The 22,416-nt window shown below is 63.5% G+C and carries 18 protein-coding genes and 1 pseudogene; 13 read left to right on the top strand and 6 right to left on the bottom strand.

Annotated elements, in window-relative coordinates:
• Positions 1-133 precede the first annotated feature (133 nt).
• The 7 genes from ACIQ3B_RS04660 (at position 134) to ACIQ3B_RS04630 (ending at position 7,516) form a co-directional block, all read left to right on the top strand.
• Positions 134-817: a hypothetical protein gene (locus ACIQ3B_RS04660; protein WP_397400159.1), complete on the top strand. Its 684-nt coding sequence runs from the start codon at positions 134-136 to the stop codon at positions 815-817.
• A 283-nt stretch (positions 818-1,100) separates the two neighbouring features.
• Positions 1,101-1,415, top strand: coding sequence for a helix-turn-helix domain-containing protein (locus tag ACIQ3B_RS04655; RefSeq protein ID WP_397400209.1), 315 nt, complete (start codon positions 1,101-1,103; stop codon positions 1,413-1,415).
• A 96-nt stretch (positions 1,416-1,511) separates the two neighbouring features.
• On the top strand, positions 1,512-2,690 hold the full coding sequence (locus ACIQ3B_RS04650; protein ID WP_397400158.1) for a CaiB/BaiF CoA transferase family protein: 1,179 nt from the start codon (positions 1,512-1,514) through the stop codon (positions 2,688-2,690).
• Positions 2,691-3,088: 398 nt separating this feature from the next.
• Positions 3,089-3,727: an urease accessory protein UreF gene (locus ACIQ3B_RS04645; RefSeq protein WP_397400157.1), complete on the top strand. Its 639-nt coding sequence runs from the start codon at positions 3,089-3,091 to the stop codon at positions 3,725-3,727.
• An 81-nt stretch (positions 3,728-3,808) separates the two neighbouring features.
• Positions 3,809-5,158, top strand: a complete 1,350-nt coding sequence (gene guaD, locus ACIQ3B_RS04640; RefSeq protein WP_397400156.1) for a guanine deaminase — start codon at positions 3,809-3,811, stop codon at positions 5,156-5,158.
• A 10-nt stretch (positions 5,159-5,168) separates the two neighbouring features.
• Positions 5,169-6,191 carry a purine nucleoside permease gene (locus ACIQ3B_RS04635; RefSeq protein WP_397400155.1) on the top strand — a complete coding sequence of 341 codons (1,023 nt, stop codon included), beginning with the start codon at positions 5,169-5,171 and terminating at the stop codon, positions 6,189-6,191.
• Positions 6,192-6,193: 2 nt separating this feature from the next.
• Positions 6,194-7,516, top strand: a complete 1,323-nt coding sequence (locus ACIQ3B_RS04630; RefSeq protein WP_397400208.1) for an NCS2 family permease — start codon at positions 6,194-6,196, stop codon at positions 7,514-7,516.
• On the opposite strand, the gene ACIQ3B_RS04625 is transcribed toward ACIQ3B_RS04630, so the two are convergent.
• Positions 7,513-8,136 (bottom strand): LysE family translocator, encoded by a 624-nt coding sequence (locus ACIQ3B_RS04625; protein ID WP_397400154.1) that lies wholly within the window; start codon positions 8,134-8,136, stop codon positions 7,513-7,515. The genes ACIQ3B_RS04630 and ACIQ3B_RS04625 overlap by 4 nt on opposite strands.
• A 190-nt stretch (positions 8,137-8,326) precedes the next feature.
• On the opposite strand from ACIQ3B_RS04625, the gene ACIQ3B_RS04620 reads away from it, so the two are divergent.
• Together ACIQ3B_RS04620 and ACIQ3B_RS04615 are read left to right on the top strand one after the other, a co-directional pair.
• Positions 8,327-8,980 carry a helix-turn-helix domain-containing protein gene (locus ACIQ3B_RS04620; protein ID WP_397400153.1) on the top strand — a complete coding sequence of 218 codons (654 nt, stop codon included), beginning with the start codon at positions 8,327-8,329 and terminating at the stop codon, positions 8,978-8,980.
• A 63-nt stretch (positions 8,981-9,043) separates the two neighbouring features.
• On the top strand, positions 9,044-9,913 hold the full coding sequence (locus tag ACIQ3B_RS04615) for a universal stress protein (protein ID WP_397400152.1): 870 nt from the start codon (positions 9,044-9,046) through the stop codon (positions 9,911-9,913).
• Positions 9,914-10,079: 166 nt separating this feature from the next.
• Here the strand turns inward: ACIQ3B_RS04615 and ACIQ3B_RS04610 are convergent, their stop codons facing one another.
• A complete protein-coding gene (locus ACIQ3B_RS04610) occupies positions 10,080-10,421 on the bottom strand; it encodes a c-type cytochrome (RefSeq protein ID WP_397400151.1) in 342 nt (113 codons plus the stop codon).
• A 156-nt stretch (positions 10,422-10,577) separates the two neighbouring features.
• On the opposite strand from ACIQ3B_RS04610, the gene ACIQ3B_RS04605 reads away from it, so the two are divergent.
• From ACIQ3B_RS04605 to ACIQ3B_RS04595, 3 genes are all read left to right on the top strand, one after another.
• The gene (locus ACIQ3B_RS04605) at positions 10,578-12,059 is read left to right on the top strand and encodes a PAS domain S-box protein (protein WP_397400150.1); all 1,482 of its coding nucleotides are present in this window, start codon (positions 10,578-10,580) and stop codon (positions 12,057-12,059) included.
• Complete coding sequence (fixJ, locus tag ACIQ3B_RS04600; protein ID WP_397400149.1) at positions 12,052-12,657, top strand: response regulator FixJ; 606 nt, start codon at positions 12,052-12,054, stop codon at positions 12,655-12,657. Before ACIQ3B_RS04605 ends, fixJ begins: the two co-directional genes overlap by 8 nt.
• A gap of 241 nt (positions 12,658-12,898) precedes the next feature.
• Positions 12,899-13,540 (top strand): exopolysaccharide biosynthesis protein, encoded by a 642-nt coding sequence (locus tag ACIQ3B_RS04595; RefSeq protein WP_397400148.1) that lies wholly within the window; start codon positions 12,899-12,901, stop codon positions 13,538-13,540.
• Positions 13,541-13,799: 259 nt separating this feature from the next.
• On the opposite strand, the gene ACIQ3B_RS04590 is transcribed toward ACIQ3B_RS04595, so the two are convergent.
• The 3 genes from ACIQ3B_RS04590 to ACIQ3B_RS04580 all read right to left on the bottom strand — a co-directional run bounded on the left by ACIQ3B_RS04590 (position 13,800) and on the right by ACIQ3B_RS04580 (position 21,542).
• Positions 13,800-17,957 (bottom strand): CheR family methyltransferase, encoded by a 4,158-nt coding sequence (locus tag ACIQ3B_RS04590; protein ID WP_397400147.1) that lies wholly within the window; start codon positions 17,955-17,957, stop codon positions 13,800-13,802.
• 456 nt (positions 17,958-18,413) lie between these two features.
• Positions 18,414-19,208 carry an SDR family NAD(P)-dependent oxidoreductase gene (locus ACIQ3B_RS04585; protein WP_397400146.1) on the bottom strand — a complete coding sequence of 265 codons (795 nt, stop codon included), beginning with the start codon at positions 19,206-19,208 and terminating at the stop codon, positions 18,414-18,416.
• Between the two features lie 132 nt (positions 19,209-19,340).
• Positions 19,341-21,542 carry an ATP-binding protein gene (locus ACIQ3B_RS04580; RefSeq protein ID WP_397400207.1) on the bottom strand — a complete coding sequence of 734 codons (2,202 nt, stop codon included), beginning with the start codon at positions 21,540-21,542 and terminating at the stop codon, positions 19,341-19,343.
• 313 nt (positions 21,543-21,855) lie between these two features.
• Here ACIQ3B_RS04580 and ACIQ3B_RS04575 point away from each other — a divergent pair, with 313 nt between their 5' ends.
• Positions 21,856-22,257: a response regulator gene (locus tag ACIQ3B_RS04575; RefSeq protein WP_397400145.1), complete on the top strand. Its 402-nt coding sequence runs from the start codon at positions 21,856-21,858 to the stop codon at positions 22,255-22,257.
• A 34-nt stretch (positions 22,258-22,291) separates the two neighbouring features.
• Here ACIQ3B_RS04575 and ACIQ3B_RS04570 read toward each other — a convergent pair.
• A pseudogene (locus ACIQ3B_RS04570) lies at positions 22,292-22,416 on the bottom strand (IS481 family transposase); the annotation flags it as partial.

The raw sequence follows: 22,416 nt of genomic DNA, 5'->3' as shown, positions 1-22,416 counted from the left end.
TTGTAGAACGCGAAAGCCGGGGGGCAAACCCCGTAGAATTTTGGGTGATTGCCGATCAACCAACAATGTAATGCGAACTGCGGCATTCCATGGTCTACTGTACGCCAAACAGACGCTCGGAATCCCGGCAAACATGGCGCAAGCGCTGGCAAACAGCACCGTTCGGGTTGCAGCAAGCCTCGCAAACGGCTTCGCGCTGGATCTGGTGAAGCTTGGAGGCTTCGGAAAAGACGTGATCGATGGCCTTCCGTTGTTGGCCATCAGCCAGGCCAACGTTATGCCCGTTTCACGTGAGCCTGAGTTGCAACGCGCATACGCCTCGCTTGATCAGACGCCGCCAGACGATCTGCGGCGTCCAGTGAGCATAAATGCCATCCCCAGTTCGCTGCGGGTCCCTTACGAAACGGCGCGGCGCCGGATCATGGCGCTGATAAATTCTGGCATTCTGCAACCTACGCCAAAGGGTGTGATCCTGCCGCAGGCGCCCCTGAACTCGGCGTTTTATCGCATGAGCGCAGAGGGCAACTACAATCTGGTGAGAACCCTCTACTTCCGACTGCGTGGCATCGGGCTTTTGACGGATCTGGCCCGTCCCAACAGCCTGCCATTTGAGCCCGAACACCCGCCGGTGAGACTGGTGATCCGGATGTCTGCCGACTATCTGTTGCGCCTGGCCGAGTTCGCGCTGGCCAATCAAGGCCATCTGCAAAAGCTGTTTTCCGGCCTGGCGGAGTTCGGCGTTCTTCTGGAATGGGATCGCGAGCTGGATCTCGCATCCTGCGGTGCGACGGAGATGGATTGCATCACCCCAAAATGAGTAGCTCGGCATTTCACATTGCGACACAAATGTCACAACCCAAGGCCGTACTCTTCAGGGGATGCTTTCGTAAAAGCTGCATGAACGGGAAATCGCGCGTCGTCTTTGTTGAGGGTCGGGGAACATGACAATCGAATTGGGACAGGACGGCCCGAACGTGGCCGCGGCCGGCGTCGTCGATGGTGGGCGAGGTGATGGCGGTCGAGGTGATGGCGGGCGAGGTGATGGACCGCATCCAGTGGACTCGCACGTGGGCCTGCGCATCCGCCTGCGCCGCAAGGAGATGGGGGTCAGCCAGGAGCGGCTCGCCGAATCGCTCGGGATCACTTTCCAGCAGGTTCAGAAGTATGAGCGTGGAGCCAACCGCGTCAGCGCCTCAAAGCTCTGGGAAATCGCGACTGCACTGCGCACGCCCGTGTCCTTCTTCTATGACGGCCTGAGTGATCGCGAGTCGGCCGCGGCTCAACGCGGCGCCGCCCAGGACTTCCTGCTGTCCACCGACGGAATCGAACTGATGGCCGCCTTCCCGCGCATCACCGAAGCTTCGGTCCGCCGAAAGATCGTCGAACTGGTCTGCGTCGTCGCGGAAGAGGCCTGAAGGGGTCGTTTCAACTCCGGCGGTCCCGAGATTCTCAGGCGCGCAACCTTCGAGGCTTTGACATAGTCTGGGCTCCGCAAGCCGAAGGAGACAGACATGCTGCTGCAGGGACTAAAGGTGGTGGAGATGGCGACGTGGGTCGCCGCCCCCGGTAGCGCAGCTGTCATGGCCGACTGGGGCGCCGATGTCGTCAAGGTAGAGAGCCCCACGGGAGACGCCACCCGGGCTTTCCAGCCCGACTCGGCCGAGAGTCCCGGCAATCCCATCTTCAGCAACGAGAACCGGGGCAAGAAGGGTGTTGTCCTCGATATCGGCACGCCGCAGGGCCGCGACGCCCTGAAGCTGCTGATGAGTCAGGCAGACATCTTCATCACAAACACCCGCCCGGGATCACTGAAACGGCTCGGTCTGGACTACGAAAGCGTCAAGGCCGCGATGCCCCGCTTGATCTACGCAGCCGTCACCGGTTATGGCCTGACGGGCCCGGAAGCGGACGTCGCCGCCTTTGACATTACCGCCTTCTGGACGCGCAGCGGCATGGCGCGTGCGATGATCCCGCCGGATCAGGAGCCGTTCTCCTCGCGCCCGGGCTTCGGCGACCACGTCACGGCGCTGGCGACCGTATCGGCGGTACTCGCGGCCCTGCACGAGCGGACCAGCACCGGGCGCGGGCGGCTGGTCGAAACCAGCCTCATCCGCGCAGGCGCCTATGCCATTGGCTGGGACCTGGGCCTGCAGCTTCGATATGGCGAGGTGGTGACCACCCAGGCGCGAAACGACCGGCCGAGCGGCATCTCCGGCTTCTTCCGGACCGCTGACGACCGGTGGCTCTGCATCGTGCCACGGACGCTGGATTGCTTCATGAAGATGATGCTGGTGATTGATCGCCCGGAGGTCCTGGCGGAACCCCGGTTTGAACCGCCCATCGTTGACATGGAGACCACACGCGAGGTCCGCGCCATGTGCGACGAAGGGTTCGCGAAGCTGACATTGGCCGAAGCCGGCGCGCGTCTCGACGAGCAGGATCTGGCCTGGGCGCCCATGGCCACGCTTGCCGAACTGGCCGCCTCCGAGATGGCGGAAACGGCGGGCTGCTTCGTGACGGTCGAGGACGGCTGGGGCGGTTCGTTCCGCGCGCCAGCGGCCCCTGCCCGCTTCCCCGAGGGCGCGCCGCCCGTGGGACGGGCTGCGCCAAAACTGGGCCAGCATACCCGAGAGGTGCTTGAGGCAGCTGGCTTGCACGCCGATGAGATAGACGCCCTGATGCGACCCTGAGCCTCAAAAATACACCGGGCGGGGATCCCGCCCGGCGCGAAGTTGAGAAAGGAGAACGCCCTGAGAGGGCCTCTCCAACCTGACTTCGATTGCCGCGCAAGCAATCGGATTGGCCGAAACATGTTCGAGGAAGACCTCAACGCGCAGGTTTTCGGCAAAACCGTTCTCCGGCGCCCGGTTTGTCATCGAAACTGTCCGGACACCCTGTCCCCCGGGATCCGGGCGCTTCAATCAAGGCGGCGCCTGAATAATGGGCGCCCCAAGGGGACCTGTCATTGGCTCGCTCTCGCCGCTGGACACGTCGCAGGCAGGGTACAACCTGATTGAGTGACTCCACTCACCCCCTCCCCACTGAACCGAAGCGCGCCGACGTGTGACGGCGAGGCAAAGGGGTTGTCATGATCCCGTCCGAATCCCGCCTTCTTCGGCTCCTGACCTGGCTGACCCCCGCCTTTGCAGCGGGAACCGTTGGCTATGCCCATGGCCTGGAGGCAGCCATTCGCGAGAGGACCGTCACCGATACTCGGGATCTCACAGCCTGGATCTCCAACCTGATTGAACATGGATCGGGCTGGACCGACGCCGTGTTGGCGCGCGCCGCCTGGATTGCAGTCACCGCCGAGGATCACGTGGCTCTGGAGCGCATCGCCGCCCTTGCCGAACAGCAGATCACTTCGCCTCACAGGCGTCGGGAGAGTCTGGCGCAGGGCGAGGCGTTTCTTGTCGCGGTGGCTGCCTGGAATCCGCCGCCGATACTGAGCGCGCCCTATCCGGTGGCTGTGGGGGCGACCGCCGGCGCCGCTGGAATTCCGCTGGAGCCTGCCCTGGCGGCCTGGCTTCACGCTTTTGCCGCCCATCTCACCGGCCTGGCGATGCGGGCAATTCCACTTGGCCAGTCCGACGCCGTGGCGGTGATCGCCGGCCTCGAACGCGTGATATTGCGCACCGCGACCCGAGCCGCAGGCGCTACGCTCGACGACCTGGGCGCCGCCGTTCCCGATCTATCGATCCTCCCGCAGCGCGCCGCGCAGAGGTGAGGAAAAGGCGTCGCGGGACTGCGGACCTGGCTCGGGCTATGACTGCCATACAGTTAACCCTGACCGGACTCCGGGAACCCTATGAGCCGCCACGCCTACCGCGCCGCCCTGTTCCACACCCTCGACGACCCGTCCGGGTCGCCGGAAGCCGTTGTCCATCATCCGGATGGCTTGCTGGTGGTGGAAGACGGTCATGTGGCCGCGTTCGGCGCGTATGATGACCTTCGCGTCACTCTGCCCGTTGATGTGCCAGTTACCCATTTCCCCGGCCATCTGATCACGCCAGGCTTCATCGACGCTCACATTCATTTCCCCCAGACCGATGTGATGGCCGCCTGGGGCGCCCGACTCCTCGACTGGTTGGAGAACCATACGTTCCCGACGGAGCAGGCCTTCGCTGAGCGCGCTCATGCCGATACGGCGGCCGCCTTCTTCCTGGATCAGTTGCTGGCGAACGGAACCACCAGCGCCCTGGTGTTCGGCTCGGTCCACAAGACATCCGTTGAGGCGCTGTTCGAGGCTGCTCTGGCCCGTAACATGCGCCTGATCGGCGGCAAGGTGCTGATGGATCGCAACGCGCCAGAGGGCCTGACAGACACGATCGAGCGTGGTCGCGAGGACTCAGAAGCGCTGATCCGCGCCTGGCACGGGCGCGGACGGCTGGGCTACGCCGTGACGCCGCGCTTCGCCGTCACGTCCAGTCCGGGCCAGCTTGCCATGGCCGGCGACATCGCTGCGGCCCATCCCGACATCCTGGTCCACACCCATATGTCGGAGAACACGGAGGAGATCGCCCGGGTAGCGCAGCTCTTCCCCGACGCGAGCGACTACCTGGACGTCTATGCGCGATACGGCCTTGTGGGGTCGCGCTCGGTGTTCGCCCACTGTGTGCACAGCGACGAAAACGTGCTGAGACGGCTGGCGAAGGCCGGCGCGTCCGTGGCTTTCTGTCCCTCCTCCAACCTGATGCTGGGCAGCGGTCTGTTCCGACTGAAGCGAGCCTGCGCCTGCGGGCTCAACACGGCGCTGGCCTCAGACATTGGAGCCGGAGCCAGTTTCTCCATGCTTTCGATGATGGGGGAGGCCTACAAGGTGGGTCAGCTTTCCGGCGACGCCCTGGACCCGCTGCATGCCTTCTATCTGGCCACCCTGGCCGGCGCGCGGGCGCTGCATATCGAGGATCGGGTGGGCAACCTTGAGCCAGGCAAGGAGGCGGATTTTCTGGTGCTTGATCTGGCGGCCACGCCGCTACTGGCCCGGCGCACTGCAGGCGCAGCAAGCCTGGCTGAAACCCTGTTCATCCTGTCGATCCTGGGCGATGACCGCGTGGTCGCGCATACCTTTCTTGCAGGCCATCTGGCTAATAGCCGAAATGACGTCTCAGGACTTGCCCGGGATACGGCTTGGCAGCCTATAACGAGCCCTTGCTAGAGGGCCTCGCGTGTTTCGACCATTCCTGCTGATTGCGGCCTTGCTTGCGCCGTTTCCCGCCTTGGCAAAGCCGGTGACCGTCAAGGTGGTCGTGCTGACGATGTTCGAGGTTGGTGAAGAGACCGGCGATGTCGCCGGCGAGTTCCAGCATTGGGCGGAGCGCTATCCCTTCACAGAGAAGGTCAAGGTCCCAGGCATCGAGCATCCCGTGCGGGTATCCCCGGACGGCGTGGTGCTGGTGCTGGCCGGCATGAACGCCCGATCACGTCAAAGCGTGACCGCACTGGCGCTCGACCCGCGCTTTGACACGTCGAAGGCGTACTGGCTGATCGCCGGCATCGCCGGGGTTGACCCTGCATCCGGCTCCATCGGCAGCGCGGCATGGGCGCGGTGGGTCGTGGACGCCGACGCCGCCCACGACATGGACGATCGCGAAGCGCCGGCCGACTGGCCCTGGGGCATCTATTCGCTGGGAACCCGCAAGCCCGGCTTGAAGGGATCGGCCGCCGGCGCAAGCGCAATGGCCTGGAAGCTGGATCCCGGGTTGGTGGACTGGGCCTACAGCCTGACGCACACAACACCGCTGGCCGACAACCCGCAGCTTCAGGCCGCACGCACCAACTATGTCGCGGCGGCGGCAAGACAGCCGCCCAAGGTCTACATCGGCGACGTGATCGGGACCGCGAGATTCTGGCACGGAGACAGGCGCACTGCCTGGGCTCGCGACTGGGTCCGGATCTGGACCGACGGCCAGGGCCAGTTCGCGATGTCGGATTGTGAGGATCATCAGGTGATGGACGCGCTCGACCTCCTGGGCCCCTCAGGGCGTGTGGATCGGCGACGGGTTCTGGTCCTGAGAACCGCCAGCAACTATACCGCCGCAGCCCCGGGCGCCGATCCCGTGTTCGATTTCGCGCCAGGTGGGCTGGAAGCCGGAGTTGAGGCCGCCTATCGGGTCGGGCAGCCGGTCGTGAAGGCGTTGGTAGCCGGGTGGGACCAATACGCAGACCAACTCCCGAAGGTCGCACAATGAGCCTGCTGCAACGCACCTTCAAACTGACCGAGCACGGTACATCGGTCCGCACTGAATTGCTGGCCGGCTTCACCACGTTCTTGACCATGGCCTATATCGTCCTGGTCAATCCGGCGATCCTGTCGACCACAGGCATGCCGTTGGCGGGCGTCGCGGCGGCTACCTGTCTGGCGGCCGGAGTCGGCTGCCTGTTGATGGGCTTCCTGGCCAACTATCCGATCGCCCTGGCGCCCGGCATGGGCCTGAACGCCTATTTCGCTTTCACCGTCGTGGGCGCGATGGGCATCCCCTGGCAGACCGCGCTGGGACTGGTCTTTGTATCGGGCGTTCTATTCCTTGTGCTCACAGTGGCCGGTGTACGGCAGCTGATCGTCAGCGCTATCCCTCGCGCCTTGTTCGCCGCGATCGCCGCCGGGATCGGCCTGTTCATCGCCTTCATCGGCCTGCGCAGCGCGGGACTGGTTGTGAACAATGACGCCACCCTGGTGGGTCTGGGCGATATGCATGCGCCAACCACCCAGTTGGCGCTGCTGGGCCTGGTGATCCTTTCGGTCCTGACGGTGCTGAAGGTGCGCGGCGCCATCTTCATCGGGATCGTTGCTACGGCCCTGCTGGGTTGGGCGTTGGGTCTGGCAACCTGGACGCCACAACCCTACAGCCTCGAAGAGATGACCGGGACGGCCTTGCAGCTGGACATCCCCGCTGCCCTTGGGGTCGGCGGTCACGGTTTCGGGCTGGCGCTGCTGGAGATCCTGTTCATCTTCCTGTTCGTCGACCTGTTCGACAACGTCGGCACCCTGGTGGCTGTGAGCAAGAAGGCGGGACTCATGCGACCGGATGGAACCATTCCGCGCCTGAACCGCATCCTGTTCGCGGACGCGGGCGCGACCATCGTCGGCTCCCTCGCCGGTACGAGCACTGTGGTCAGCTATATCGAGAGCGCATCCGGCGTTTCGGCCGGTGGCCGCACCGGCCTGACCGCCGTGGTCGTAGGCCTGCTGTTCCTGGCCACCCTGTTCGTGGCGCCCTGGGCTCAGGCGGTCCCGGCCGCGGCCACGGCGCCGGCGTTGATCCTGGTGGGGGCGATGATGATGGCGCCGCTGGCCGAGATCACATGGGACGATCCGGTCATCGCCATCCCGGCCTTCCTGACGCTGATCACCATTCCACTGACTTTTTCCATCGCCAACGGTCTGGCCTTCGGTGTGATCGCCTATGCTCTGCTCAAGCTGGCCTCGCGCCAGGCGACGAAGACCGACTGGCTGCTGTTGGCCCTGGCCGCGCTGTTCCTGGCCCGGTTCGTTTATATGGCGTTTGAAGCCTAGCGGGCGGAAGACACCGCGAGCCAGACGGCAATCGCGGCCAGCGCGACCGCGAAGAGCCTTTGCCGTCGAATAGAACGGCTGACCGCAGCGTCGGTCGCCACGGCGCTGCTGGCACGTGACGCCGTCAAGACGATGAGGAGGTGGATGATCACACTGACCGCGAGATGGATGCCGCCCAGGAAGAGCATCTGCAGCCCCGGTCGTCCCGCCTCTGGTCGTACAAAGCCCGGTAGCACCGCAACATAGAACACCGCGGCTTTCGGGTTCAGCAGGTTGTTGATCAGGCCGCGCAGAAACAGGCTCCTGGCCTCAGGAGGAGGCCCCTCGATGTCCGCGGCGCTGCGCCAGGTATCCGCGGCAAGCCACAGCATGTAGGCCACACCTGCCCACCGCAGCGTCTCATAGACCCACGGCCATCGCAGGGCGGCCTCGGCCAAGCCGACAACCGAGGCCGCCAGATAGATGGCCAGACCCAGCGTGACGCCGGCCACCACCGTCAGGCCCGCGCGCCAACCGGACTGCCCCGCGACAACGGCCAGATATCCCATGTTCGGGCCAGGCGTCAGCTCGATAACCGCCACAGCCACGAGGAACGGCAGCAGTTGGCTTGCGCTCAGCAATTGACGGTGTCGTGCATGGGAGCCTCCAGCTTATCGGTCACTGGACCTTGGCACGGAAGCCTTAGCCCTGGCGCATGCGAAGCATAACGATGCCCGGGTTGCGCCTCCGTAGTTCTACCTAGGGGACGCTCCGAAATATCACCGTTCCGCACAGCGTCGTAGCTTTTGCTCATCGGAACAGGAGCTTGCGATGACCTTGGCATATCCCTTGGAAGACCCACGGACCGCCGCCCCCTCGAGGGCCTTGTCCGATGTTCTGGATCGACTTGGCGTGCGCCTTGCCTACGCCAAGGATGCGGAGATCTACGCGCAAGAGGACGAAGTTGAGTTCCTCTATCAGGTGGTCAGTGGCGTGGTCCGCACGATGCGCCTGAACGCTGACGGTCGCCGCCAGGTCGGAGACTTCTACGTCGCCGGCGAGATGTTTGGCCTGGAGCCGGGCCCCGATCACCAGTTTACCGCCGAAGCGCTATGCGACTGCCAGGTTCAGGTGGTGCGGCGCGCGGCGGTCAGGGCCCTGGCGGGTGATCGTGAGCTGGATCGGGCGATCCTTGAGGCCACCCGACGCGAACTCCAGCGGATGCAGGAGCATGTGTTGCTGCTGGGCCGCAGAAGCGCCCGCGAAAAGGTGGCCGGATTTCTCATGAGTCTCGCCCAGGATCATACCGAGGATACCGTGCGGCTCCCGATGGGTCGCCAGGACATGGCCGACTATCTGGGTTTGACGATCGAGACCGTGTCGCGCACCCTGACCCAGCTCCAGGGAGACGCCATCGTCGAGTTTCCCGAATTGCGGCGCTTTCGCGTGACCCGATGGGCGGCGCTGGAAGACCTTGCCGCCTGACATCTTTCAGCCTGCGCGGTCGCAGGCGTTTCCACGGCCGCTTTGACCGAGATGGAGGCGTCAATGTCCGAGACGCAGGAACGCCCGACCGCCAAGACTGCGGATCGGGCAGACAGCTACAGAAGCCTCCTGGTTCATGCCGAACCGGGAACCACATCGACCCGTCGGGTAGAGGTCGCGGCGCGGCTGGCCCGCGATCTGAACGCCCGGCTGATCGGGCTCGGAGCCGAGGCGTTCGAGCCCGGGCTGACGGTCGACCCCTTCTTCGGGTATGCGGCGGCTGAGTGGGTGACCCTCATCCAGGACCAGATAAGCAGCGACCTCACAAAGGCCGAGGCCGCCTTCCGGCGCGACGCCGCCGGCGCGGACATCGAGTGGCGGTCGGTAGAGGATAATCCCGCGAGGGCCCTCGCGCTGGCGTCCCGCGCGTCTGACCTGATCGTCATGAGCCCCAAGGGTCCCGGCGGTCCGTCGCGTACCGCAGACCCCGCAGACGTGGTGATGACTTCCGGACGTCCGGTGCTGATGGTTCCCGAAGGCGCGGCCCATCTCCACGGCAAATCGGTGGTCATCGCGTGGAAGGACACCCGCGAGGCCCGGCGTGCGGTGGCCGACGCGATGCCCTTCCTGAAAGCCGCCGCCGAGGTGATCGTTCAGGGTGTCTGTGAGGACGTCGACGCCGAGATCGTGACCCGCCAGACCGAGGACGTCGCCGTGGCTTTGCGGCGCCACGGGATCAAGGCCAGCGCCAGCGTCTCAACGGTGGCGAAGGATGGCGTAACGGTCGAACTGCAACGTGCGGCCGCCGCCGCTGGCGCGGACCTGATCGTCGCCGGGGCCTACGGGCACAACCGTACGGCGGAATGGGCGTTTGGCGGGGTGACGCGCGAACTGATCCACAGGCCCCCGTGCTTCGTGCTCCTGAGTCACTGAACTAAACCCGGCCAAAAGCAGGGTGGCATGGCGACATGCCGGCCCTGCTTTCTGGCTGTGAGACGGCTTCGAGTCGCGCCTGGCCAGTGTTATAGATCACCCATAAAATATTGATTTCCCGCGCTTAGTTGTGGAATCGGATGAGTCTTCCACGTTGAGGCAAGCCTCAGTAGCGACGATCCAGGGTTTCGAAGTAGGCGACGATATCCTCGGCCTCTGACGCCCCAAGGCTGACAGGCGGCATCTCTCCGGCCCCGTGCTGTGAAATCTCGCCGAACTTCCGGGCCAGGGAAACGCCATTGTAGCGCATCTGCAGATCGCGGAAGCGGGGCCCCTCGGTGGCTGAAGTCTCATCAAGGCCCACCATGTGACAGCCGGAACAGCGCTGTTTGGCGATGGAGAGCCCTCGATCGGCAGCCGGACTGAATCCTGAGCTTTCGGGCGCCACGCCCGAACCTGCGCAGCCGGCCAGCAGCGTGGCCAACACCATGCTCGTAAACACCCGCATTGTCTGTCTCCGGTCCATTTCAGACGCCAGACTGCACCCTGGGCGCTGCGAGGTCGCCTCCGGGCGTCTACCTAGGCGTCAGACGTGCGCGGCGCGCCGGCGTTGCCTTGAGGCTGCATTGGCCCTAACCGTCATGTCATGAATTCAGGGGCCCGGGTGTTGCTGAATCGGACCATCCATGATCGCGGGATGCCGGGGTTCGTTGTCGCGATCCTGTCGACGGGGATTTGTGCGGCGGCCCGGATGGTGCTGGGCGCAGAACCCCAAAGCGATCTTGCCTTCCTGCTGTTCGTCCCGGCCCTGATCGCAAGCGGGGCGGCAGGCGGACTCGCGCCGGCGATCCTGGCTGCCGTTCTCTCGATGGGCCTGACTCTCGGTCTGCAGGGTTTCCCAAAGGTGATGACCCCTGACCACTGGGTGCGGATCATTGTCTTTGCAGGCCTGAGCGTCGCTGCGGGCCTGGTGGGCGACCGGATGCTCCGCAATGCCGACGCGGCGCGCCGGATGGTGGCCGATCTGGAGGCTCGGGAGGCGCATTTGCGATCCATTCTGGCGACCGTGCCCGACGCCATGATCGTCATAGATGAACATGGAACCATCCAGTCTTTCAGCACCGCGGCCGAGCGCCAGTTTGGCTGGACGCAGCAGGAGGCGGTCGGGCGCAATGTCAGCAGCTTGATGCCCGATCCCTATCGGAAGGCCCATGACGGCTACCTCCTGCGCTATCTGACGACCAGCGAGCGACGGATTATCGGCATTGGCCGCGTGGTGGTGGGCGAACGCAAGGACGGCTCGACATTTCCCATGGAGCTCTCGGTTGGCGAGATGCGATCCTCCGACCAGCGATACTTCACCGGCTTCATACGGGACCTCACCGAGCGGCAGGTGGCGGAACGGCGCCTGCAGGACCTGCAGGGCGAACTGGTGCATGTGGGTCGCATCACCGCCCTTGGCGAGATGGCTTCGGCCCTTGCTCATGAGTTGAACCAGCCGCTGACAGCCGCAGCCAATTTCATGAAGGGATGCCTGATGCTGCTGGACCGCGAACCCGTGGATCGCGGGCGACTGCGCGAAATGATCTCGCAGGCCGGAGACCAGGCCCTGCGGGCGGGCCAGATCATTCGACGGCTGCGGGACTTCCTGTCCAAGGGCGAAGCGGACCGCCAGTCCGAGAGCTTGCCCCAGCTGCTGGAAGAAGCCGGCGCTCTCGCCATGATCGGGGCGCGGGAGAAGGGCGTCCACCTGACGTTCGAAATAGATCCACGGACCGAGCGGGTGATGGCCGACAAGGTCCAGATACAGCAGGTGACATTGAACCTGATCCGCAACGCCATCGAGGCGATGGAGGGCTCGGAGCGGCGCGATCTGGTGGTCGGCGCCGCCCCCGGCGCCGGCGATCTTGTTGAAGTCTTCGTGAGTGATACCGGCCAGGGTATCTCCCCCGAGTTCACCGCCAAGCTTTTTCAGCCCTTCATGACCACCAAGGACCAGGGCATGGGCGTCGGCCTGTCGATCTCCAGAACCATTGTGGAGGCCCATGGCGGGCGGATCTGGGCAGAGGCTAATCCTGGCGGCGGCACCTCATTCCGTTTCACCCTGCCGGTGGCAGAAGCAGACAGCGAGCCTGGCCATGACTGACGCTCAGGTCCATGTGATCGACGATGACGAGGCTGTGCGCACGTCGGTTGCGTTCCTGCTCGAGATGGCTGACCTGCCGGCGCGCACCTATGGCTCCGCGCGGGAGTTTCTTGAGGTCGTCGACAGCCTGCGGAACGGTTGTGTCGTGACGGATGTCCGCATGCCCGGGATGAGCGGCCTGGACCTGGTGCGCCACCTCAAGGACACCGGCGTAAAGCTGCCCGTCATCGTGATCACCGGGCACGGCGATGTGCCCATGGCGGTCGAGGCGATGCGGGCTGGCGTGACCGACTTCCTTGAAAAGCCCTTCGACGATGTCGCCTTGATCGCGGCCGTCCGCGCCGCGCTGGATCAGCAGGTCGCTACGGCGCCGTACCCGGAAGAGCGCGAGCGCTTCGAAACGATGCTTGGCGCCTTGTCCGGGCGCGAGCGCGAGGTGTTGCAGGGCGTGATCGCGGGCAAGCAGAACAAGGTCATCGCCTTCGAACTCGGCATCAGCCCTCGGACCGTAGAGGTCTACCGGGCCAATGTGATGAGCAAGACCGGCGCACACAGCCTGTCAGAGCTGGTCCGGATCGCGTTGCTGGCGGGCTTGTAGGTGGGAACGATCCGGCCAGGTTGGCCAACCTTTTCTCACCGCTTGGCCCGGCGAATGCCGATCGCCGAATTGAGCGGCCGTGAACCGGGCGCTCGCCTCCGCCAGCGGATTTGGCTAGAGCCTGTCCGCTTTAGATGGAATCATCTGAACCGGATAAACAGGCTCGTTTTCATACATTTAGAGTGCGACGGGCGCTTGAACCGGTATCCACTTCAAGCTGTCGCGCTCTAGGGGCTGGACCATGACCGACACCACCAATCACTATACCGACGATCCGCGCCAGGGCTTCATCGGACTGGTCGTTGGACTGGCCAGGGCGTCCGGACCGGAGGGGCTGACCCTGCGCGAGATCCGTGACCGGCTGGATGAGCGGGCGTTCGGGCTGATGATCCTGATCCTGGCCATCCCCTGCCTGGTGCCGGCCCTCTATGGCGTGCCGCAGATCGTGGGGATCCCCATCCTGCTGCTCGCTGGCCAGATGCTGGTGGGCCGCGAGGAGCCCTGGTTGCCGGAGGCGGTGCTGAAGCGCCGGGTGTCCAGGGCCATGCTGGACCGGATGGCCGACTTCGCCGTCAAGCGGATGGGCTGGTTCGAACGGCTGTCGCGGCCCCGGCTGACACTGTTCACCCAGGGCCTCGCCGAACGGGCGGCCGCCGCCTTCATGATCCTGGCCACCCTCACAATCGTCCTGCCCATGACCAATACGGTCCCGTCCGTGGCGCTGGCGCTCATGTCGGTCGGTCTGATCCAGCGCGACGGCCTGTTCGTGGCCGCCGGGGCAGCGGTGGCGACGGGCTGGGTGACCGCCCTGCTGGTGGTCGGGATCGGCTTGGTGGTCGGGGCCGGCTGGGCCGTAGGCCTGATGGCGCGCTTCACCGGATAGGCGGGACGGCGGGTCGCTATAGCCCCGGTGAGGACAGGGAAATGAGCGCTTGTCGTCTGTTGACCCGATCTATGTACAATGTGGTGAGGCTTGAGCCGGGAACGTCTGGCTTGCTGTCAGCGTCGATTGAAATCAGCTCGACGCCGTGGCGCGCGTAAGCCCGGCGGCCACCTACCCATCCATTGGTCGGGAGGTTTCCGTTCCGTAGTCACAGCGAGAGATAGGGCAGGTCCGCCATGGGTCGACAGCGGCTATCGGCTCACCCGCTGAAACCGGACGGCGCCGCTTGATCTCCTCGAGACCCAACCGCCCATTGCGCAATCTTGGTCAGCAACTCGATGGAAATGATTGGTTTGCCGATGTGGTCATTCATACCGGCCTCGGCGCATTCTGACAGATGTCGTGGCAGGACGTTGGCGCTCAGGGCGACGATCGGGGTCAGGCGGTTCGGCTCGCAAGTGGCGCGGATTGCCCGCGTGGCGGCCAGGCCGTCCATGCCCGGCATCTGCAGATCCATCAGGATCAGATCGAAGCGTGCAGCCATGGCCATTTTCACCGCCTCGGCGCCGCCGGTCGCCTCGGTGATCTCGTAACCGTAGGGCAAGAGCATGGAGCGCACGAGTTCGCGGTTCACCGCCACGTCGTCGACCACCAGCAGGCGCGTCCTGGAGGCCGTGACCAAGGGGTCGGACGGGGCCGGTTCAGGCTGCGTCAGCTCGGCCGGTGGAGCGGCGATCGTGAACCAGAAGGTCGAGCCTTCGCCCGCGCGGCTCTCGGCCCCGATCTGGCCACCCATCATCTCGGTCAGCTTCTTGCAGATCGCCAGGCCCAGGCCGGTGCCGCCATATTGGCGGGTACTGGAACCATCGATCTGGGAGAACCGCTGGAACAGCCGGTCAAACTGGTCGGCGGGTATGCCAATGCCGCTATCGCTAACCGCGAAGCGAAGTGTGCCGCCAGCCTCGGGCTTATGGCTGAGCGTGATGCGGACCTGCCCAGCCTCGGTGAACTTGATGGCGTTGGAGAGCAGATTCAGGAGTATCTGGCGCGCGCGCGCACTGTCCGCCAGCACCGCCGCCGGCAACGGCCCATCGATTTCGGTCGTCAGTGCCAAGCCTTTCTGCAGAGCCTGAACAGAGACAAGTTCGACCGTCTCGGCCACAAGCGCCACCGGGTCGAAGGCATGTGGGTCCAGATCGACGCGACCGGCCTCGAGCTTGGAAAAGTCCAGGATATCGTTGACCACCGCGAGTAGCGTCTCGCCGCTGGTGGTGATCCGTCGGGCATAGGACCGCGCCGTGTCAGGTAGATCCGGCAACGCCTCCAGAAGCCCCGCAAATCCCAGGACACCCGTAAGCGGCGTGCGGATCTCGTGGCTCATGTTGGCCAGAAATTCACCCTTGGCGACAGTGGATGCTTCCGCCTCTTCCGCAAGCAGGCGGTATCGCGCCTCACTGTCCGCGATGGCGACCTCGGCGGCCTTCCGCTCACTGATGTCGCGCGCGACGGCTGAGGCTCCAACGATCTTGCCCGACGTGTCGCGCATTGGGGAGATCGTCAGCGACACGTAGATCACCCGGTCGTCCTTGGTCACCCGGCTGATATCGATATTTGAGATCAGTTCCCCGCGCTGCAGCCGCGCAAGATGGTCAGGCCATTCATTGACCTGAATGCCGTCCAGCAACGTGGACATCGGTTGTCCGATGATTTCGTCGGTGGTGTAGCCAAAGATTTTCTCCGCGCCGGCGTTCCAGCTGGTGATCTTCCCGTTGAGGTCGTGACTGATGACCGCATCCTGAGACGAGGTGACGATGGCTGCCAGGAGTGCTCTATCGCCTTCAAGCCGCTTGCGCTCGGTGATGTCGATGAGCGTGATGACCACGCCGTCGATGACGTTGTTGAGATCACGGTAAGGTCTAACGCGCACCAGATAGGTTGCCGCGCGATCTTCCGACTCGGCCTCACGCTCCACGGATCCGAGATCGCGAAGCACCGTGGCGATGTCTTTGGTCAAGGCCGCGCCGGCGAGGCGGGATGCGAAATCGCCGATAGGCCGACCTTCGTCGCCCTCCCTTACATTGAAGATTTCTGTGATTGCGGGCGTAAACCGTCGGATGCACGACGCATTGTCGAGAAAGAGGATGGCGATCGACGTATTTTCAAACAGATTGGCTAGATCGCTGTTGGACCGGACGAGGCTGTCTGCACGGTTGTTGAGCTCCGCATTAACTGTTTGAAGCTCTTCGTTTATCGACTGAAGTTCTTCCTTTGACGTTTCAAGTTCTTCAACGGTCGAATGAAGCTCTTCGTTGACCGACTGAAATTCTTCGTTGGAGCTCTGTAATTCCTCGTTCGCGGTTTCCAGCTCTTCGGTGATGGTCTGCAGTTTCTCCCGCGCAGCGACAAGCTCGCCATGGTCTGTGTCGGAGGCCGGCGAACTGGCGTCAGGCTGATGGGTGACATCGGCTGCAATGATCGGTGTGAGTTCCTGGAAGGCGAGCAGCAGGCATCGCTGCCCCCCGACCGGCTCCGTCAGAGGCTGTGCGATCAGGTTTATCGTATGGGGCTGGCCGGCGACCTGGAAGGTCACATGCTCCTGAACCGGCCGCTGGGTTTCGCTCGCCCGTCGGACCAGTGTACGGACCGGCGAGCGCAGTTGGGCATGCAGCATTCGAAAGAGATTCAGGCTCGCGCCGCCGCTGACGGGCTCCATGAATTTCGCGACCTTGCCCGAAAAGCGCTGGATCTCATGCTGATCGTCGAAGACGATGTAGGCTGGTGCATACTGCGCCATCATCCGCGCAGCCTGGGCCTCGATGCCCTCCGCCTCGGGGCTCGGCTTGGCCGAGGACGCCTTCGTCATTCGGGTACTCGACGGGGGTCGTGGAACCTCAGACATGACATCAACCCGCCTGAAGAAGCGGCTACGCTTGTCGACCGCCTTGAAGATCCGCGTGCTCGCCACAAGGGTCTCAGACGGACCGAGCCACAGGAGACCATCAGGTTTGATTCCGTAATGAAAGATTGAAATTATACGCTGCTGCAGCGCCGGCTCAAAGTAGATAAGAAGATTCCGACAAGACACCATGTCGAGTTTCGAGAACGGTGGATCCTTTACGAGATCGTGTGTCGAGAAAATGCACATCTCCCGGATGTGCTTCGCGACCCTGTAGCGCTGCCCTTCCTTGACGAAGTATTTCTCGAGCCGTTCCGCTGTGATGTAGGCCTCAATGGATTCACTGTAGAGACCGGTGCGGGCAACTGTAATCGCGCGATCATCGATATCGGTGGCGAAGATCGTGACCTTTCTCGGCGATTCGGCGTTCGACAACGCCTCCTTGAGGAGGATGGCGAGCGAATAGGCTTCCTCGCCCGTAGCGCAGCCTGCCACCCATATGCGCAGGGGGTGGTCCTGATCACCCCCTGCGATCAAATCTGGCAGCGCCGTCTCAGCCAGAGCCTCGAAGATGGCTGGGTCGCGGAAAAACCTGGTGACGCCGATCAGGATCTCGCGGAACAGGAGCTCGGGCTCATCGGGCAATGTGCGCAGCAGCTCGATATACTGGCGCGGTTCCTTGACGTGAAGCGCCTGCATCCGTCGGTGGACCCGGCGCATCAGGGTGCTGGACTTGTATTGACTGAAGTCGCGCCCTACGCAGCTGTTGAGCACAGCGCAGATCGTCATCAGGTATTTGGGCCGGCCTCGTCCAGACTCGCCGATCTGGTTATCGATTCCGGCGTTGGCCCGGAAGTCGCGATATTCCAGCAAACGCGCCGGCATCTCATGGGGTGGGAGCACATTGTCCACAAAGCCGCCCGCAGTAGCGCTCTCCGGCATGCCAAGCTTGGCGTGATGGTCGAAGGCGGCCTCACTGAACGTCAGCCCGCCGCCCTCCTTGATGGCTTTGATCCCGATCGTGCCATCGCTGCCGAACCCGGAAAGAATGATCCCTACCGCGTTCTCACCCTGGTCGTTGGCCAACGATACGAGGAAAGTGTCGATCGAGGACTGCCGGGCGTTCGGCGTCTTGGGTCGCGCTACGCGCAGGACGCCGTTCTGGATCTTCAGGATCGCGTTCTGAGGGATGACTGCGACGGTGTTTGGAGTCGCGACGGTTCCGTCGACAGCCTTCACCACAGGCATCGCGGTGTGGTGTCCGAGGATCTCGGCCAGGACGCTGTTGTAGTCGGGGTCCAGGTGCTGGACCAGGACGAACGCCATACCGCTATCCGCAGGCATCTCGGAAAAGAACGACCTGAAAGCGTCAAGACCGCCGGCCGATGCGCCGATGCCGACGATCAGATGACCAGTTCGCGCAGGCCCGTTGTCGAGCGGCCGCCCGCCCGCCGTGGCCTTCGCAGCCGACAGCGGGGCCGCGGCAGCCTTGGCTCGCGAAATGGATGTACGCTTGGCCATGGTTGTTCGTTGATCATTGCGGCTGAAAACACAAGGGACTTGCGACCTGAGCTCCGCCCGTCCGCAAGCCGCTCCTCCTATCCCTGATCAGGCCGCCACCATCGCCGCGGCAGGCATCGTGAGCCGCCGTCCGGAACGTCCGAAGCCTTGATCTGCGGATCAGATGTTCCTGGAGGTCGAATGATGGGGTGGACGCGCCCGACAGCATCATCGCGCCAGATTGGTGGTGGTGTTGTAGATGGCCGTGACGGCAGGCCAGGGCGCGACAGTTTGACTGTGGATACCGGTTCAAACGCCTGTCTCGCCCTAAATGTATGAAAACGAGCCTGTTTATCCGGTTCAGATGCTTCCATCCGAAAAGGGACAGCCTCTGAGGTCTGCCTCGGTCGAAAGTGGCATTTGGCTCCTTGTCCGAAAGCGGACGCTCTGGATGGCGCGATCAGTGGGACGGCCGGTCTACCGCGGGGGCATCCGGATTGCGCCATCGAGGCGAATGCACTGCCCATTGAAGTACCCGTTGCGCGCAAGTTCCAGGACCAGGCTTCCAAACTCAGGCGGATTGCCCAGTCGCTTGGGAAACGGCACGGAGGCCGCAAGACCCGCGAAGATCGACGGCGCCCTGTCCTTCACAGCCAGCATCGGCGGTGTGGCGAAGATTCCAGGGAGGATGGCATTCACCCGGATGCCCAGATCCATCAGGTCGCGCGCCATCGGCAGGACCATGGAATTGACGGCTCCCTTGCCGCCGCCATAGGCGACCTGACCGATCTGGCCGTCCTGCGAGGCTGCCGAGGATGTCAGGATGATGCAACCGCGTTCCCCATCGTCGTTGAGCGGGTTGGAATTGGCCATGCCGAGCGCTCCGTGTGACGCAATCCGGTAGCTGGCCGTGAAAATCCCGTCGGCGGCGCGGGCGATCATCTCGGTCGGGTTGCGCTTGTAGCTGCCGGTTTCCTTGTCGAAGGAGATGGTCTTGCCTCCGCCCGATACGACGGCGCAGTGCACCACGATGCGTTCCTGTCCATGCGCCGCGCGCGCCCTGGCGTACCCTTCGACGACACTATCCTCGGAGGTGATGTCGACCTTGCAGAAGACGCCGCCGATGGCCTTGGCCACCTCCTGGCCGCCGGCCTCATTCACATCAAAGATGGCGACCTTGACCCCGGCGGCGGCGAGCGCTTCAGCGCTCGCACGGCCAAGTCCCGAGGCTCCGCCCGTGACGACGGCTGCGATTGTGTTGTCGATCTTCATTGAAAGCTCCCCATTCTCATCACTGCAAGGTGTCGATATTGCCGCCAGCACCAGCGCTTAGTTCATTGCCGCGGCCCACGGATACTGGCCACGGATCGCCCAAGGCTCCGGGCCATCCCTCGTAGCGGACGTTCAAGCCGCACGAGACTCCTTCAACGACTCCGTCGCTGCAACGTAACTCTCGGCGTTGGCGACGGCCTGAATCACCCTCAGGAGGTCCCGAACGTCGATAGGCTTGGCGATGACGTCATTCATTCCGGCGGCGTAGTAGGTTTCGATCTGATGCACCATAGCATTGGCGGTCAGGGCCACGATGGGTACGGGCGCTCGCCCCGTCTGGACCTCAAGGTCCCGAATCTGACGCGCCGCTGACGGTCCATCCAGGACGGGCATCTGCACATCCATGAGGATCAAGCCCCAATCGCCTGTCCGCCAACTGGCGACGGCCTCCACGCCGTTTTCGACGATTGTTACGGATAGATCGAATTGAGCCAGCAGGGTCTTCAGGACCAGTTGATTGATGGGGTTGTCTTCTGCGGCCAGAATATTGAAGGCACGAATGGGTTCCGGGAACCCGTCATCCGCCGGCTGGGATGCAGAATCCACAGAAACGGTCGCCACCCCTTGCAGGGGCAGGACAACCTCGAAGACCGTTCCTGCCCCGAGCTCGCTGGTCGCGTTGATCGCCCCACCCATGGCCGTGCAAAGATCGCGGGTGATGGCCAGCCCCAGGCCGGAGCCGCCGTGCTTTCGGGTAGTCGAGGAGTCGGCCTGCACAAAGCGATCAAAAATGCCCGCGATCTGGTCAGAAGCGATCCCGACGCCGCTGTCCGACACGCGGATGAAGATGTTTTCGCCGCGCCGGTCAATCGAGACCCGGACTTCACCCTCGGCTGTGAACTTCACCGCGTTGGAGATCAGGTTGTAGAGAATTTGCCGCATGCGTGCTGAATCGCCGAGATAGGCGCCGCGGGCAGCGGGCTGGACCGTGAGATTGAAGGACAGGCCCTTGCTATGGGCGACGCCTGTGAATGCGGCATGGGCGCCAAGAGCCACCTCCTCAAGGTCGAAGGGTTTTGACTCAAGCACCAGCTTGCCAGCCTCAATCTTCGAGAGATCCAGCACGTCATTGAGAATGGCCAACAGGGCTTCGCCGGATTGCCGAATGACGGCGAGGTGATCCCTCTGAACCGGAGACAGGGCGCCACGATCCATCACATGGGCCATGCCCAACACACCGTTCAAAGGCGTTCTGATCTCGTGGCTCATCACGGCGAGGAACTCGCTCTTGGCCAGGGACGCGGCATTCGCCGCGTTCACCGCTGCCTTGAAGGCGGTTTGGTCGACAAATGAGACCAGGATGACGGACCACGGCGGGTCAGCTTCGGGCAAGAGCCGGTAGTGAACATCCAGCTCAGAAATCCGGCCATTCGGCATGGTGATCCGGGTTGAGAACGGCGGCATGGCCCCATCCTTCCCGAGGCCTTCCAAGCCATTGCAGAGTTGTCGCATGAAGCCATCATCAAACCGACCTCGGGAGAATGATCCATCGGGATGACGTTCAAAGATCAGTCTGCGGGCGGCATCGTTGGCCTCCGTAAGGGCTATGTCATTTATAACGCTTGGCGAGTCCTTGAATACCTGTAGCATTTTGTCACCCATCGAGCCTTCGGCAAGCCGGGGATCCTGCAAGCGATTGTAAAGCATGGATGCATCGAGGCTGACCTGGGGCAACGGGCTCTGGTGGAATAACGTGCGCCACCGGCTCCGTTCCGACGCGGCTTCCTGACCCAGTTGCTCTGCGCGATCACGCTCTACAGCCAGCTCCCGTGATGCATCGCGAAGGCGCTGGCTCTCCAGATGAAGGGTCTGAGCGAGAAGGGCGATGAAGGTCACGAACGCGAGCCCTCCGATCGCCAGAAGCAGGCCGCTGAGCACGGTTACGGGATACCCGAGCCATGCTGCAACGAATGGCAAAGCCACGAGCATCAAGGACGGTGGGCCAACGAGGAGCGCCGCGTCCGGCCTGGATCCGCGCGTCATGATCGCGTTGTTCAGGGTAATCGCACATCCAACGAAGATCGCAGCGGCAACGCCGACAATACTCCTGTCCAGCAGGCAAACAAAGATGACTGCGCCAAATGTTGCGCTGGACATCAGGCGCGTCAGCGGCGCCATAGCGGCCAGTCTCCGGCTCTCCGGCTTGTTGATGAGCGCCTTTGAGACGTGCCCATCCCACAGCGCCGTGAACGTAGCCCCGGCCAGCCAGATGATCGCAGCCGGATGTCGTGTCTCAAGCCAGACAAGCAAGCCGATCAGCGCGCCCTGAGCCACACGCGTCAACAAGCCCTCGTGTCGCCATCGAAGCACTCTTTGACCGGGTGGCTCTCTGTGAGGCATCGGCTTTCCTGTTGGTCACCAAGATGACCGGATCGAAGAAGGGGCAGACCGCACGCTCAAAACGTTCGTCGAAAAGCGAACCATGACTGAGCTTTCTGCCCCGTTAACCGCCTTGGCGGCGATTGTCGCACTTGAGGGGTGACTACACCTTGACCTGCCGCTCATCCCGGCGAGCGAGGATGAGCGGAGATGAAATGCGCGCGGGTGCGGCTCCAGCGGGTTTGCGCTCGCTCAAGGTGGCCACCGCTTGGCCGACGCACTATGCGGCATGCCTCGTCCGACGCCTTCCGCAAGATCGCTGGTCATCATCGTCGATGATGATGCCGCCGTCCGCGAGGCGTTGACATTCACGCTGGAGCTCGAGGGCTTTGACGTCGAAGGTCTCGGATCGGGCGAAGCACTTTTGCTATGCGACTTGCCCGAGGTCGGAACCTGCCTGGTGGTGGATGAGCGGTTGCCCGGCATGTCGGGGTTTGAGGCGTTGCGGCGGCTGCGCCTGCGCGAGGTGAGGCTTCCAGCCTTGCTTATGACCAGCCATCCCGACTTCCACTTGCGGACGGCGGCGCGCCTGGCCGGTCTACCCATCCTTGAGAAGCCGCTGCTCGGCGATGTCCTTTCCGACGCCATCCGCGCCGCACTACACAGCTGAACGCGAAAAGACGCCGCCAGCTGACCGGCGGCGGCTAGGTGTTCAGTCCCGAGGTCAAGTGGACCGGATCGAGCCGGAAGCGGTGGGGTTCGTTGGCCCAAGCTGTACAGATGGCTTCGTAGGGTGTGAGGCCGCGTAAGGTCTTCAGCCGCCTGGCGA

This window comes from Phenylobacterium sp. (assembly GCF_044358365.1).
Taxonomy (GTDB): Bacteria; Pseudomonadota; Alphaproteobacteria; order Caulobacterales; family Caulobacteraceae; genus Phenylobacterium.
This window is presented reverse-complemented; position numbering and strand designations above follow the sequence as displayed.